The 16,043-nt window shown below is 40.3% G+C and carries 12 protein-coding genes and 1 pseudogene; 11 read left to right on the top strand and 2 right to left on the bottom strand.

The window, feature by feature from the left end; genetic code table 11:
• The first annotated feature begins 7 nt into the window (after positions 1-7).
• A complete protein-coding gene (locus OCV82_RS02085) occupies positions 8-2,527 on the top strand; it encodes a S8 family peptidase (RefSeq protein ID WP_154042874.1) in 2,520 nt (839 codons plus the stop codon).
• Positions 2,528-2,601: 74 nt separating this feature from the next.
• On the opposite strand, the pseudogene OCV82_RS02090 reads toward OCV82_RS02085, so the two are convergent.
• Positions 2,602-2,997: pseudogene (locus tag OCV82_RS02090) on the bottom strand (helix-turn-helix domain-containing protein).
• 469 nt (positions 2,998-3,466) lie between these two features.
• Here OCV82_RS02090 and OCV82_RS02095 point away from each other — a divergent pair.
• From OCV82_RS02095 to OCV82_RS02135, 9 genes are all read left to right on the top strand, one after another.
• Positions 3,467-4,498, top strand: coding sequence for a virulence RhuM family protein (locus tag OCV82_RS02095; RefSeq protein WP_154042875.1), 1,032 nt, complete (start codon positions 3,467-3,469; stop codon positions 4,496-4,498).
• A 32-nt stretch (positions 4,499-4,530) separates the two neighbouring features.
• Positions 4,531-7,659 carry a type I restriction endonuclease subunit R gene (locus OCV82_RS02100; RefSeq protein ID WP_154042876.1) on the top strand — a complete coding sequence of 1,043 codons (3,129 nt, stop codon included), beginning with the start codon at positions 4,531-4,533 and terminating at the stop codon, positions 7,657-7,659.
• Positions 7,660-7,715: 56 nt separating this feature from the next.
• Positions 7,716-8,477: an SDR family NAD(P)-dependent oxidoreductase gene (locus tag OCV82_RS02105; RefSeq protein WP_154042877.1), complete on the top strand. Its 762-nt coding sequence runs from the start codon at positions 7,716-7,718 to the stop codon at positions 8,475-8,477.
• A gap of 101 nt (positions 8,478-8,578) precedes the next feature.
• Complete coding sequence (locus tag OCV82_RS02110) at positions 8,579-12,112, top strand: DEAD/DEAH box helicase (protein WP_154042878.1); 3,534 nt, start codon at positions 8,579-8,581, stop codon at positions 12,110-12,112.
• Positions 12,113-12,179: 67 nt separating this feature from the next.
• Positions 12,180-12,575 (top strand): hypothetical protein, encoded by a 396-nt coding sequence (locus OCV82_RS02115; RefSeq protein ID WP_154042879.1) that lies wholly within the window; start codon positions 12,180-12,182, stop codon positions 12,573-12,575.
• Positions 12,568-13,236, top strand: a complete 669-nt coding sequence (locus OCV82_RS02120) for a nucleotidyltransferase domain-containing protein (RefSeq protein WP_154042880.1) — start codon at positions 12,568-12,570, stop codon at positions 13,234-13,236. Before OCV82_RS02115 ends, OCV82_RS02120 begins: the two co-directional genes overlap by 8 nt.
• Before the next feature lie 112 nt (positions 13,237-13,348).
• Positions 13,349-13,867, top strand: a complete 519-nt coding sequence (locus OCV82_RS02125; protein WP_154042881.1) for a PH domain-containing protein — start codon at positions 13,349-13,351, stop codon at positions 13,865-13,867.
• A 41-nt stretch (positions 13,868-13,908) separates the two neighbouring features.
• The gene (locus OCV82_RS02130) at positions 13,909-14,442 is read left to right on the top strand and encodes a GNAT family N-acetyltransferase (RefSeq protein WP_154043073.1); all 534 of its coding nucleotides are present in this window, start codon (positions 13,909-13,911) and stop codon (positions 14,440-14,442) included.
• 4 nt (positions 14,443-14,446) lie between these two features.
• Positions 14,447-14,929 carry a GNAT family N-acetyltransferase gene (locus OCV82_RS02135; RefSeq protein WP_154042882.1) on the top strand — a complete coding sequence of 161 codons (483 nt, stop codon included), beginning with the start codon at positions 14,447-14,449 and terminating at the stop codon, positions 14,927-14,929.
• Positions 14,930-14,984: 55 nt separating this feature from the next.
• Here the strand turns inward: OCV82_RS02135 and OCV82_RS02140 are convergent, their stop codons facing one another.
• Positions 14,985-15,440: a GNAT family N-acetyltransferase gene (locus OCV82_RS02140; RefSeq protein ID WP_154042883.1), complete on the bottom strand. Its 456-nt coding sequence runs from the start codon at positions 15,438-15,440 to the stop codon at positions 14,985-14,987.
• Between the two features lie 141 nt (positions 15,441-15,581).
• Here OCV82_RS02140 and OCV82_RS02145 point away from each other — a divergent pair.
• The coding region (locus OCV82_RS02145; protein WP_262542801.1) for a cyclophilin-like fold protein at positions 15,582-16,043 on the top strand (462 nt) is incomplete at its 3' end.

Genomic DNA, 16,043 nt, shown 5'->3' on the forward strand with positions numbered 1-16,043 from the left:
CCGGCTTATGGAGCAATACGAACATATTATATTACCGGAACAGGTTAGAACTTCTGTTGGATTTTCGCCAAGAACATCAGGCGGAGGTGAACCAAAGATTCCAATAAGAAATAGACTTGAACATGCGGCACGTCTTGAACGTCTTTTTGAGAATGCACGAATTCAAAATGAAAAGATACAAGAAGACATGTCAGCAATATCTCTGCCTGCACGAACTGGCACATATCTGGAATTTGCAGGAGCTCCAGCAAATGATTTGTTGGCGACGAGTTTAGAGAAGCAGAAATCCGGTATCAGGTTACTTAATATAAGGACTGCATTGACTGCTGAAAATGAAGAACAAACTTTCGCTACTGTATATGTACCACATGGTGAGGAAAAGGTATTTATTAATAAATTAAATCAGTATGCTAATGAGGATACCATATTCGAAAAGCCTAAAAATGATAGACTGTTTCGTAGTATTGAATCTGTAAGCATAGCATTACTCCGGTCTTTATGGACTGATAGTATAAATGAATTTCCTACAGAAAAAACAGATTGGTATGAAATATGGATACGTACAAATGAATCGGATACAATAGAAGAACAACATAAATCTTTTATTGATACCCTGAATGCATTGCACATACAATATAAAGAAGACTCTATTCTTACATTCCCTGAAAGGTCTGTATTTTTGGTTCATGCTAATATTGAAGCTCTATCCCTGCTATTGCAAAGTTCAGATCAGATGGCAGAGATAAGAGGAGCACAAATACTGACCGGATTACTATTTAAAGAATGTAGAAGTGAACAGCAGGAATGGGTTGAGGATTTGCAAAATAGAGTAAACTTTAACCCTAATGAAAAATCTGTTGTTTGTGTTTTAGATACAGGAGTGAACAATGGTCATCCTCTTCTGTCTGAAATAATCAAAGATGAGCATTGTGGCAGCGTCGTTGGCGAAGGCTCTGCTGACAGAGCCGGACATGGAACTTGTATGTGTGGTACTACAATTTATGGAGATTTAAGAAATTGTATTGCAAACAACAATCCTATCATTATCGATAATCATATAGCTTCAATTAAATTATTCCCATATAAATCACCCAACAGGAAAGACGCATGGGGATATTTGACAAAACAGGCTGTTGCGGTTTCAGACGTAATGTTTCCGAGGAAGAATATTTGTTATTGTATGGCAATAACTGCAGAGGATTGTGAGAAAGGCAAACCATCTTCGTGGTCCGGTTCAATAGACTCTATAACATACAATGAAGGGAATGATGGAAAATTATTCATGATATCTGCAGGAAATATACGCTATATAAACGACCAAGACAAAGGTGTTATAGAACAATATCCTTATGGTAATGGATTACGTCCTGTACAGGATCCCGCCCAATCATGGAATAGCGTAACAGTCGGTGCATATACAACACTTACGGCTAATAATAGTCATGAATTAAGAGATAAAGAGAGAGTTGCTCCAAGTGGAGGTATAAGTCCATTTTCACGAACGTCTTTATTATGGGAAAAGTCTTCACTTATAAAACCTGAAGTGATGTTCGAAGGTGGTAATCTGATAAAAACTAACGATAAAGATTTTCCTTATTCTGATGTTGAAGAATTGCAATTACTTACAACAAGCAGCAATTTCTCTATAAAAGGTTTCTTTGATGTCATAAATGCAACAAGTGCAGCAACTGCGCTTGCCTCTAAATTTGCCGGAAAACTACAAAGCAAATATCCTAAGTTATGGGCTGAAAGTATAAGAGGATTAATGGTACATACCGCCAAATGGACGCAATGTATGGAAGAGCAATTTCCTGTAAGTAATAGAAAAGAGATGGAACGTAGATTGAGATTTTGCGGATATGGAGTTCCGTCAGAAGAAAGAGCTTTATATAGCTACGGTAACGGATTAACATATATTGCACAAGAAACCATACAACCTTTCATTAAAGAGAGAAAAGGCAATGTAAAAATTAATGAAATGCATTTTTTTGAATTCCCATGGCCAAAAGAAATTCTTGAACAACTTGGAGAAATCGAAGTTTCCATGAGAATAACACTCTCATATTTCATTGAGCCAGCACCGGGTGAGATAGGTTGGAAAGACAAATATAGGTACGCTTCATGTGGTTTAAGATTTGATGTCAACAATGAAAACGAAGATAGTAGAGCGTTTCAATTAAGAATCAACAAAGCTATAGAAGCTGAAGAAAATGAAGACAGAGGCAAAAATGATTCTTCTCGGTGGACTATTGGATCTGATAATAGGAATAAGGGTTCAATACATTCTGATGAATTAAAATTAACAGCTGCTCAATTATCTACATGTAACTTGATAGCCGTGTATCCAATTGGTGGATGGTGGAAAACACGAACAAACTTAAAGAAGTATAATAAGAAAATTCGGTATTCACTTATTGTTTCATTAGATACACCTATAGAAAATATTGATATGTATGTAGATGTACAAACAAAAATTGCTGCAATGGTTCAGACTCCTGTTAATGTTGAAATACCTATAAACGAATAATTACTACAAGGACATTCCATTAATTAGAATTAAATTATTCTCTTGTTGGATATTTTTATTTTATCGGCTGTTTTTCAGCCGATAAAATTATTTGTAACAAGGAAATCCACACCTAATACTATATTTGCATCAATATTCAACTTCCGGCTTATTTCACGGGCAACTTTCAAAGTTGGTTCACATTTACCGGAAATATAATCACTTAAGCGTGAAGGACTGACTCCAATCAATTTGGCCAAAGATTTTTGATTAAGCCCCATTTCATACATACGGAGTTTAAGAACATCAACAAGGGTAGGTTATCACAACGCAAAATGTCCTTCGGAATAGTCTGCCACAAGGTTAGAAAGCAATTCTAATTCTATGCTGTTGGAATCATCGAGTGGAGTTTCGTCTGTAACCAACGGAAGCAACTCTTCTACTCTTTTCACCGCCCAATCATATTGAGCCATTGTTTCTATTTTAGTCATACAGGTATAAACTTTAGCGGTAATATCAATCATAAAGATAAAAACAAAGTACCAATATTTAAAATTATTTTACATAAATCAGAATTATTCATACGTTCACCACCCGTTCATTAGGCATTCACTGCCCGTTCAGTGAACGGGCAGTGAACACAAAATAAACATAGTTATAACGCAATTCCAACACTCTTCGAATGCTGTTCGAACACCATTATAAATCTATTCAAGCACTGTTTAAACACCGCTTAAATTCTTTTTAAATGCATTTAAAAAATGCTACCCCCACAAGTACCCCCTCAAGCACCCCCACAAGTCAGGCAAAATTTGTCGTGCACTAAGCATTCATTGAAAACTGTATTTAGTACGAAATTCTAATACTATTCTAAGTGAATGAGAATCTTCAATAAATAAGATAGCATATCATCCGAAAAAATTATTACTTTTGTAACAATCTCCACAAATGACATCGGATATGGAAAAAAGAATAATACGGAACAGTACTGCAGAGTTCCTTATCTTTATGCTTGAAGGTAAGGAGGACGGAATACAGGTGATGTATAAAAATGAAACTGTTTGGGCTACACAAAAAGCCATGGCTCAGCTGTTTGACTGCTCTACTGACAACATAGGATTGCATTTAAAGAACATATTTTCTTCTGAGGAACTATCCAAAGAAGCAGTTACCGAGAAAAACTCGGTAACTGCTTCTGACGGAAAAAACTATCAGACCATGTTCTACAATCTCGATGCCATAATATCAGTAGGATATAGAGTAAATTCCAAACGTGCGACACAGTTCCGCCAATGGGCAACGTATGTCCTCAGACAGTTTGCCATTCGAGGTTATGTCATCGACAAGAAAAGAATGGAGAACGGTTCATTTATAGGAGAAGATTATTTTGAGCATCTGCTTGCCGAAATCAGAGAAATCCGCATGAGCGAACGCAGGTTCTATCAGAAACTGACAGACATTTATGCTACTGCCATTGATTACAACAAAGATGCTCCAACTACAAAACAATTTTTCCGGAAAGTACAGAACAAAATGCACTATGCTGTACATGGACATACCGCAGCCGAACTGATTGTGGAACGGGCCAATGCTGAGAAGGAGAACATGGGACTTACCACCTGGGAAAATGCACCTGACGGTAAGATAGTAAAACCTGATGTCAGTATCGCAAAAAACTATCTGAAGGAAACAGAACTGGAAGATATGGGGCATCTGGTGAATGCGGTGCTTGACATGGCGGAACGTATGGCAAAACGGCATATTCCTATGACCATGGAGGATTGGGCTAAGAGAATTGATATCATCCTCGAAGCCGGAGGAGATGAGATCTTGGATAATGCAGGAAAAATAAGTGCTGAATTTGCCAAAGCTTTTGCCGAAGCTGAATTCGAAAAATACAGAGTGATACAGGATAAGCTGTTCAACTCTGATTTCGACCGTTTTAATAACGATAATCTTCTGCCTCTTGATTTTAATCCTGATGCGGAATAACTCATAACATAAAAATGAATTAATATAATACCATGTCATTCACAGAAGACAATTACGAAAAAGCGGTGATAGCGCTGTTCGAGCAAATGGGTTATACTCATCTTTATGGTCCTAACATAGAGAGGGATTATTATGTTCCGTTCTATGAAGAACTGCTAACGGACTGTCTGAGCAACGTAAACAGGGGGAAACCGCAAACGGCTATAAACGAAGCTATTGCCAAACTGAAAGATATAGACACAGGAAGCCTAACTCAGAAGAACGAGCTTTTTATGGACTATCTGCAACACGGGATAGAGGTTTCATACTTCGACGGCAAAGAGCAACGGAACGACATTGTATATCTGATAGACTATGAACATACGGAACGCAACGATTTCAAGATAGTAAACCAGTGGACTTTTGTGGAACATTCGGAGAAGCGTGCGGACATAGTGATATTCATAAACGGGCTGCCGCTTGTGGTTATGGAGCTGAAATCTCCTTCGAGGGAGGAAACGGACGCTTCGGAAGCGTATCTGCAACTCCGAAACTATATGAAAGAAATTCCGTCGCTTTTCATATATAATGTTTTCTGCGTGATGAGCGACATGGCATGTTCGAAGGCAGGAACGCTTACGAGCAAGGAAGACCGCTACATGGAATGGAAAACCAAGGACGGTGACTATGAGAGTACGGATTTTGCCGACTATGATACTTTCTTCGAGGGTATTTTCCAAAAGGAAAGGCTTCTGGATATTATAAGAAACTTTGTCTGTTTCTCAAAGGATGAAGCCGGTGCGGCGAAGATTCTCGCAGGATATCATCAGTATTTTGCGGTTAAGAAAGCTATAGAGAGAACAAAAATTGCGGTACAGAATGACGGTAAGATTGATGTGTTCTGGCATACGCAGGGAAGCGGAAAATCTCTTTCTATGGTTTTCTACGCTCATCTGCTGCAGGACGAGATTTCACAGCCTACAATAGTGGTAATTACGGACAGAAACGACCTTGACGACCAGCTATATACACAGTTTGCGAAGTGTAAGGACTTCCTGCGTCAGGTACCAGTACAGGCCAAGAGCCGTGATGACCTGAAATCGCTGCTGGCAGGACGCGAGGCAAACGGTATTGTATTCACCACCATGCAGAAATTCGAGGAATCCGCCGAGCCTTTGTCGCTCAGAAAAAACATTGTAGTAATGACTGACGAGGCGCACCGCGGACAGTACGGTTTTGAAGAGAAAATCCGCATGACCAAGAATGAGAAGGGCGAAGATATTGCAAAACGTGTAATAGGTACAGCAAGGATTATTCATGACTGTCTGCCGAACGCATCGTACATCGGTTTTACAGGTACGCCGATATCTACCAAGGACAGGGATACGGTAGAAGTCTTCGGAAACTATATCGACATCTATGACATGACGCAGGCTGTGGCCGACGGTGCTACCTGTCCTGTATATTACGAATCGCGCGTGATAAATCTTAATCTGGACGAAGCTACACTGAAGGCTATCGACGACGAATATGATTTGCTTGCCGAAGAAGGTGCTACGGAAGAACAGATTGAGAAAAGCAAGAAGGAGATGTCGCACCTGGAAGAGATTCTTGGTGCGCCGGAAACGATAGATTCTCTGTGCAGAGACATACTGAAACACTACGAAGAGAACAGGCAGTATGAACTTACTGGAAAGGCCATGATTGTGGCTTATTCGCGACCTATAGCAATGAGTATCTATCACAAGCTGCTGGAACTGCGTCCTGACTGGGATGAAAAGGTAAAGGTGGTAATGACGGGCAGCAATAAAGACCCGGAAGAGTGGCACGACATTATTGGCAACAAACAATATAAGAAGGAACTTGCAAAACGCTTCAAGGACAATGGCGACCCTATGAAGATTGCCATCGTAGTGGATATGTGGCTGACAGGGTTTGATGTTCCGTCACTGGCTACGATGTATGTGTATAAGCCTATGAGCGGACACAACCTGATGCAGGCTATAGCACGTGTGAACAGGGTATTCAACGGGAAGGCAGGCGGACTTGTGGTGGACTATATAGGTATAGCTAAGGCTCTGAAAGAGGCTATGCACGATTATACACGACGCGACCGCGAGAAATTCGGTAATCCGGACATCAAGGAAACGGCTTTGCTTAAATTCAGGGAAAAACTGGAAGTTTGCCGTGACTTGTTCCACGGCTACGATTACAGTAACTTCCTGACTGAATCGGACCTGGAACGTGCTCAAGTCATAAAAGGGGGGCTAAACTTTATAATGTCGCCGGACAAGCAGGAACAGCGTCAATCGTTCATGAAAGAGGCTATGCTTCTGCATAATTCACTTACTTTATGTCGCAGTCTGCTTAACGCTCAACAACGGAATGAGGCCTCTTTCTTTGAGGCTGTCCGTACCCTGCTCACACGAATGACAGGAAAAGGAAAAATCTCCAAACGTGATATTAATGCAAGAATCAGCGAACTGCTCAAACATAGTATCAGGAGCGAAGGGGTGATTAATCTTTTCTCTGACGTGAAAGCTGAATTCTCATTATTTGATGCGGCTTTCCTTGACGATATCTCCAAGATGAAGGAAAAGAACATAGCGGTAGAGTTGTTGAAGAGGTTACTGGCAGAACGTGTGACTTTGTATCAGAAGACGAATATAGTGCAGGCTGAAAAGTTCTCAGACTTATTGAACCGTTCATTATCGAATTACCTTAAAGGATTGATTACCAACGAAGAGGTAATACAGGAACTCCTGGCACTGGCAAAAGAGATTTCATCATCCGAAGCTGCCGGAAATGATTTGGGACTGACCAGCGAAGAGAAATCTTTCTACGACGCACTGACCAAACCTCAGGCCGTGCATGATGTATATACAAACGAGGAACTTGTCGCAATGACCAAGGAGCTGACAGAAATTCTCAGGAAGAACCGTACCATCGACTGGCAGAAAAAGGAATCGGCACGTGCAGGTATGCGCAAAATGATAAAGCGTCTGCTGAAGAAATATAATTATCCACCGGGAGAAGCTGCTAATGCTCTTGAAACCGTTATTCGCCAGTGCGAGCAGTGGACGGACAATGAAGCTGTCGCAAACGAGCCGAAAACTTATAGTTTGAATGAAAGTTATTATTCCATGGCTGCCGAAAATCCGACGATTTACAACGGCAGATAACAGTAAAAAATATATACTTATTTAAGACAATTACAATAAAAACATCGTATTAGAATATGAAAGGAAAAACAATCTTAATCACCGGTGCCACAAGCGGCATAGGTGAAGGCTGCGCAAGAAAATTCGCGGCAATGGGAAGCAGACTTATACTGAACGGACGAAATACTGAAAAACTGGAAAGTCTGAAACAGGAACTTGAAAAGACAGGAACAGAAGTCGTAACTCTTCCATTCGATGTTAGAAACCGTGAAGAAATGCGTAATGCCATATACTCTCTGCAAGGAGAATGGAAGAATATAGATGTTCTGATAAACAATGCCGGTCTGGTTTTGGGCATTGATAAAGAACACGAAGGTTCATTGGATGAATGGGACATAGTGATAGACACAAACATCAAAGGACTTCTTGCAATGACACGCATGATTGTTCCGGGAATGGTGGAACGCGGATGCGGACACATTATTAATATAGGGTCCATAGCAGGCGATGCAGCATACGCGGGCGGCAGTGTTTACTGCGCAACCAAAGCCGCAGTAAAAGCCCTGTCGGACGGACTACGCATAGACCTTGTTGACACTCCGCTAAGAGTAACAAATATCAAACCTGGAATGGTGGAAACAAACTTCTCCGTTATCCGTTTCCGTGGAGACAAAAACAAGGCAGATGCCGTTTACGATGGGCTGAAACCACTTACAGGTGACGACATAGCCGATGTGGTTTATTACGCAGCATCAGCCCCTGCTCATGTACAGATAGCAGAAGTTCTGGTTATGCCTACTTATCAGGCTACAGGAACTGTATGCCACAGACAAAAATAAATTGCATACACTTACCATAAAAGCTAAGAAGTATAATCCAAAACAGCGTTTAAATACCATTTAAATACTATTTAAACAGTACTCAGATAAGATATAGTAACATGGCAGAACAATTCGGAAAAACATGGTGGGGCAGCGAATGGCTCCGCTCGCTTACTCATATAGACTATGATAACCGTATTCCTCGCGGAGCTACATACGCACGCAAAGGAAACGTTATAGACATAAAACTGAAGGACAATATCATCACTGCAAAAGTGTCAGGAAGCAGGATAACACCATATAAGGTCAATATCATCATTCCTCCTTTCTTCCCGGAACAGATTGACGCGCTGATGAATGAACTAATCAAGTATCCGGGCATTATATCACGGTTGATGAACAGGGAGATGGCCCCGGAAATCATGTCAATAGCCAGAAGCTGCGGACTCAAGATTTTCCCTGAAAAATGGACCGACCTGAAAATGCAGTGCAACTGTCCTGACTGGGCCGTGCCATGCAAACACCTTGCTGCCGTAATCTACATGTTCAGCCGCGAGATTGACAATAATCCATTCATTGTGTTCAGTATGCACAATGTAGATATTATGGAAGAGCTTAAGAAACGCGGAATATCTATCGAAGAGACCAGCAATGATATATCAGTACAGAACATAAAGGAGGTGGTAAGAACAAAAGGCTCTAAGGAAGTGAGCCATGGGGAACCTGTGTTCAAAAGAATAGACTTCTCAAAACTGACTGACAAGTCGGAAGCCTTGCTCATGCTCCTGGCAGAAAACCCTCCTTTCTCCACTACAGGGGATTTCAAAGAGAAATACTCGACTGAAATAATGCGAGCAAAGAAGAATGTACAACGATTCTTCTCAAGGAGGCTTGACGCTTCGGGACTTTTCCCTCAAACGGACATCATCTCAGGCAAGGAGATTAAAGCCGAAAGAGAATTTTCATTACAGTTTGACAGCAATCTGAAATGGAAAGTAATGAACATCAGCTATGAGGGACAGGAACCGATAACGGACTTTTTTGACGACGGTTCATTGCCTCTGGCTCTGCTAAATATAAACCCTGACTTTCTGCCCGACTATCATCCTTCGGTCATAGCTCTGAACCAGGCTCTGATATGTTCACTGCATCTGCTGTCGAAAGGAGCTGTAGCACCACAGATACTTCAGCTTTCAAGTAAAGAGTACGCCATCAGGTGGATTCCGGCTTATATCGACAGCCAGGTAAGACAACTAATGGATATGCTTGAAGATATTATTCCCGACAAACTGCTGGAATTCAGACCAGTGGAACGTAAAACAGGAAAATTTATTTACAACAAGGGAGAGTGGATTGTGTCGTTCTTTCTCGGAAAACTCATAAACAGACTTACGGCCGACAGCCTGAAATTGCCTGTAGAGGAATTATTCTTCAAGGAGAGCCACCTTCCCTTCAGCGGTGTAGGAGAAAAAGAAACGCCGGGCGGAATAAAATCATGGATAGCATCATACTCGCTCACCGAATCAGACTACCGACCTGTTCTCTATGTAGAAGAAAGTACCGATGGCGGTTTCGACATTACCGTTGGCGTGGAAAACACACGCAAAACGGAAAAGGAAGTCACAGCACTGTCCGATGTACTCTCACAACCCGAATATGAGCACGAACGCTTCACCATTCTGAGAAGCTTCACCCTGCTGGCAGGAATGATGAAAGACCTCAACGGATATATTGCTAATGGAGCAAAACAAGCTTTACACTACACCGAAAAGACATTCCTGCCCGTAATACTCGAAATAATACCTGCTGTAAGGATTCTTGATTTCAAGGTTTTCATGCCTAAATCGCTTCAGCAACTCATACGTCCGAAAGCATCATTGTTGCTGAAAAAGAAATCCGGAAGTGAGAAAGGCTTCCTGAGCCTTGCCGATTTGTTCACCTTCGACTGGGAAGTGGCACTTGGCAATGAGATAGTGTCGATGGAAGAGTTCATGAAACTGCAGAAGAATGCCGGAGGACTGATAAAATTCAAGCAGAAATATATCTATACCGATGCAGAAACTCTGGAAAAGCTTCATGACGCTTTCCACAAGATGGATAAACTCACTCCGGCACAGTTGCTGCAGGCCGCCCTTACAGAGGAATACAACTCTGCACCTATACGCCTTACAGACGATGTGCGACAACTTATCAAGGAATTGACCGAACAGGAGAACATTGCCCTTCCACGGGAACTTAACGCACAACTGCGTCCATACCAGGAACGCGGATTCTCGTGGATGTACCGCAATATGCGCATAGGATTCGGTTCGGTTCTTGCCGACGACATGGGATTGGGCAAGACTCTGCAGGCTATAACTCTTATTCTGAAACTGAAAGAAGAGGGAGCATTGAAGGAAGGCAAAGTCATCATAGTTGTACCTACGGGGCTGCTCACGAACTGGCAAATGGAAATAAGCCGATTCGCTCCGTCGTTGTCAACATTCGTCTATCACGGTACTGGCAGAGATTTGAAGAGCTTTAAATCAGATATTCTGTTAACTACATATGGAGTTCTGCGCTCTGACAATGCCAAACTTAAAAAAAGACAATGGACTATAATGCTAATTGACGAAGCACAAAACATAAAGAACAACGATACGGCACAGAGTAAGGCTGTGAAGTCAATTCCTGCCACAACTCACATAGCTCTGAGTGGTACTCCGGTAGAAAACAGGCTTACAGAATTCTGGAGCATAATGGATTATGCCAACAAAGGCTATCTGGATACGCTTAAAGCCTTCAAGGAAAACTATGCGAACCCTATCCAGCTTTGGAATGACGTCGATTGTGCCGAGCGCTTCAGAAAAGTGACAGCTCCGTTCATGATGCGAAGGATGAAGACAGACAAGAATATCATTTCCGACCTGCCTGACAAGATAGAACTTGATGTATATGCTTCGCTCAAACCGGAACAGGCTGCTCTGTATGAAAAGACTCTGGAAGCTGCCATGAACGAAATAGAGGGAATACCTACAACAGACAACGAATCTTTGTTCAAACGACAAGGACTCATCCTCCAGATGATTATGGCGCTTAAACAAATATGCAATCATCCGGCACAATTCCTTAAAAACGGTGACCGGAGGTCTGAATTGTCAGGCAAGACAGAAATGCTGCTCGACAGAATAGAAGGGATTGTCGATGGCGGCGAAAAGGTGCTTGTCTTTACGCAATATCGAGAGATGGGTGATATGTTAGTGGAATTCATAACTGCAAGGACAGGTGAAAAACCACTGTTCTATCATGGTGGATGCAGTATTAAAGAACGTCAGGCAATGATTGACCGCTTCCAGAACAACCGTACAGACAAGATTTTCATACTTTCGCTAAAAGCCGCAGGTACAGGACTAAACCTGACAGCCGCAACCCATGTAATCCATTATGACCTTTGGTGGAACCCTGCTGTTGAAGCACAGGCTACCGACCGTGCCTACCGTATAGGACAAAAGAGCAATGTCATGGTTCACCGCTTTATCACCAAAGACACATTCGAGGAACGTATCAACGACATGATACAACAGAAAAAGCATCTGGCTGACATGACAGTTTCGAGCGGCGAAAGCTGGATAGGCAAACTAAGCAATAAAGAGTTACGAGAGATATTCGGCTGATAAAATACAATAATGTAAACATTTAGAATAATTTAGTGCTAATATGTTACATAAAAACAAAATATATATGAAATATCTCAACTCCCTTCTCGTATGGCTATGCTTCATACCCACAGCAATACTAAATGGTGGGTTCAGGGAATATGTATTAACCAAATATCTGGATACCGCACTGGCTACAGCCGCTAGCGGTATCCTGCTTAGTATCATGATACTGTTTATCACATGGCTGCTCCTTCCACGACTAGTTACACTTAATAGAAAAGAAAGTTTCATCGCCGGCATAATATGGACGCTGCTCACCGTTATATTTGAATTCACATCCGGAATAGGAACAGGTGTACCTATGAAAGAACTCATAGCAGCGTATAATCCGCTATCCGGAAATTTATGGATATTGGTAGTCCTAACAACAATGCTTGCACCGACAATAATATCAAGAATAAACAAACGATATGAATGAGAACAACTTCGACATAATATCCTGGCTGAAAGTTTTTCAAGAGAAACTCATCTCACTATTCGGCAACAGAATTAAGTTTTTCGGACTGCAAGGCAGTTACGGACGAGGCGAACAGACAGCCGACAGCGACATAGATGTGGTAATAATTCTTGACGAAGTAAATTTTAAGGACTTACAGAATTACCAGTCAATGCTTGATTCTTTCGATGAACATGACATGATATGCGGATTCGTATCCGGAGAAAGAGAACTGATTAACTGGGAAAAATCAGATCTCCTTCAACTGGTTCTTGATACGAAGCCTATAATCGGTACATTAGATTATCTGCAAAAAATATCTAGCGATGACGACATACGCCGCTCCGTTTTGACCGGAGCGTGCAACCTGTATCATGCCTGTTCCCATAATTTTCTTCATGCAAAAGATATAAACACCTTAGTCGGACTCTATAAAGCCGCACGCTTCACCGTACGCATGAAACATTTTCTTGATACAGGCTCTTACATTAGCTCAATGAAACTCCTGTCAGAACATGTCACAGATAAAGACCGTATTATACTGAATATAGCATCTGCAGATTTTCAAGAAAACGACTTTACCAAACGAAGCCACATATTGATTGAATGGGCTAGTGAAATAATAACCGAATATCACGGATAAATTCTTTATTTCATAAAAAATCTATTACTGATTATAATAATTACAACTGTTTTAGTTATATTTGTTTTGGTTCAATAGATTATAAACAATAATATTTCCAATACATATCATTATGAAAAACGACAAAATTTCTTTCCCATGTACATGGAGTATGGGAGTTACGGTCATAACAGCCATAACAGTTATTATTCTGGTTGCATCTACATATTTTATCTGGACAGACGATTTTCCGTCATCAATGCTTTGGCTCAAATACACGCTCATAGTTGTTTTTATAGCTACTATTATAGGTGGATTAGGCTATATGCCGATACGGTTAACTATTGGAAATGATAAAATAATTTTACACAGACTGTTTGGCGCTATTAATATACCTATAAAGGATATTATAGCAATAAAAGCCATACCAAACTCAGAAACAGCTTTTTCAATTAGAGTATTCGGTAGCGGTGGTCTATTTGGATATCTAGGAAAATTCAAAAATCCTAAGTTAGGCAGCTATACTATGTATGCAACTAATCTGAACGAATTAGTACTCATCCGTACGAACAGTAAGAAATATGTATTCAGCTGCAAAGGCAGGGATGAATTTATTGAGTCTGTCAAACTCAAAAATAATGAGAATCAATAATATATCTTTTTAAATAAGAAAAATATATGACAAAATATTTCATGGAAACTCAAAGACTTATTCTCCGTCCGTGGATTGAAGCAGATGCTGAAGCACTTTATAAATATGCCAAAGATCCTGCTATTGGACCTATTGCAGGATGGCCACCACATACATCTGTTGAAAACAGCAAAGATGTAATACGAAACATCTTATCTGCTCCTGAAACATACGCTGTAGTATTGAAAGAAACAAACGAACCTATAGGCAGTGTAGGCATTATGTTCGGTAACGGCGTACATAGTGCGGATATGAAAGAAGGTGATGCAGAAATAGGTTATTGGATTGGTGTTCCCTACTGGGGACAAGGACTAATACCAGAAGCGGTAAACCGTCTTCTGAAACGTTGTTTTGATGAACTTGATACAAAAAGAGTATGGTGCGGATATTATGACGGAAATACGAAATCACGCAGAGTTATGGATAAATGCGGTTTCAAATATCACCATACAGAAGAAGGAAAGATTTCTCCTTTAGGTGACGAACGTACCGAACATTTTACATTACTCACCAAAGATGATTATAATAAAAAGTAAAACCATGAATAAACAAATAAACTATAAAATTCGCCCACTTGAAGAAAAAGACATCCATGATATGCAGAACCTATTCCATTCCACAGTATTAAACATCAATATTAAAGACTATACAACGGAGGAAGTGGAAGACTGGGCTTCATGCGGTGACGACATAGAACACTGGAAAGAACTTCTGTCTTCTAATCAATATGTAGGAGCATTCGCCGAACAAAACTACCTGATTGGATTTTCTTCTATGAACAAGAACGGTTATATGCATTCCATGTTTGTACATAAGGATTGGCAAGGTAAAGGTATAGCAACTCAGCTTCTTTATGAAGTTGAAAAGATAGCAAGACAATATGAAGTAAAAGAGATTACATCAGATGTAAGCAAAACTGCACGTCTATTCTTTGAACACAAAGGATATGTTGTGGAATGTGAGCAAAAACAACAGGCAAATCGCTTGAAGTTGTCGAACTACAAGATGAAGAAAGTTTTATGAACTTCTATGCAATATTAATTAGAAAAGAATTTCCCTGTTCATCAATATCAGACTTTTATACAGACAATTCTTTTCTGAAATATACCATATCCTTTAATGTTATCCCATTTTCTACAATTGGATGATCATAATTGGCAGTAAAGAAATCAGGGACAATATGAGAATACTTGAACCCACACTTCTTATAAAAAGACATAGTTTCTGCACTCTCTCCTGTACCGACTATCATATATTTGAATTTGTCTGCATAACGTTTACATAAGAAATCTACCATTTGCTTTCCGTAACCTTTTCGTTGATATTGTGGAGAAACTGCCAAACTTTTAAGTTCACATACACTATCACCTTCATCTGTCACGACTGCGGAGGAAACAGGTTCTAAATTTGTATTAAGTATTACAAACATATCGCCTCTTTCCAAATAGCGGTCAATCATCGACTCCTGTTCATCAGCCAATAACAGCAAATCTAAATATTTCTTCTTATTTGTTTCTATCTTTCGTATTTCCATAATATTACAAAGATACTAAATGATTAAATGTAAACAAAAGAGAAACCGTAATTCTGGTACAATCATCAGTAATCTGTATATCAAACCTTAATCGCAAAGTCAATACCTTTGTATCAGTATAAAAAGATAAAGACTATGATTATGGGAAAAGCAAGATTACTCTTTTTTATTTTCATCTACTCCATGTTTGCAATGGCGTGCAGTCCGGAACCGGAAATACTATCCGGCAATAATTCAGAAACTGAAATTTCAAATGGGAACAACAACCAAGACGAAGAAAATACAAACAACGATAACCAGAATAACAATGAAGAAAATATGAGCAACTCAACAATTAAAATCTCAGTTAACGGAACAACACTTACAGCCACACTAAAAGACAACGTATCAACAAGAGCTTTAGTAAATCTGCTCAAAGAAGGGCCTCTAACCATAAATATGAATGACTATGCCGGAATGGAGAAAGTGGGTCCTATAGGAACTACCCTGCCGCAATGCAACGAAAGGATTACCACACAACCTGGTGACCTGATTCTATACCTGGGGCAGTATTTCGTGATTTATTATGCTCCGAACACATACTCGCTGACTCCACTTGGGAAA

The organism is Bacteroides cellulolyticus (assembly GCF_025567135.1).
GTDB lineage: Bacteria > Bacteroidota > Bacteroidia > Bacteroidales > Bacteroidaceae > Phocaeicola > Phocaeicola cellulolyticus.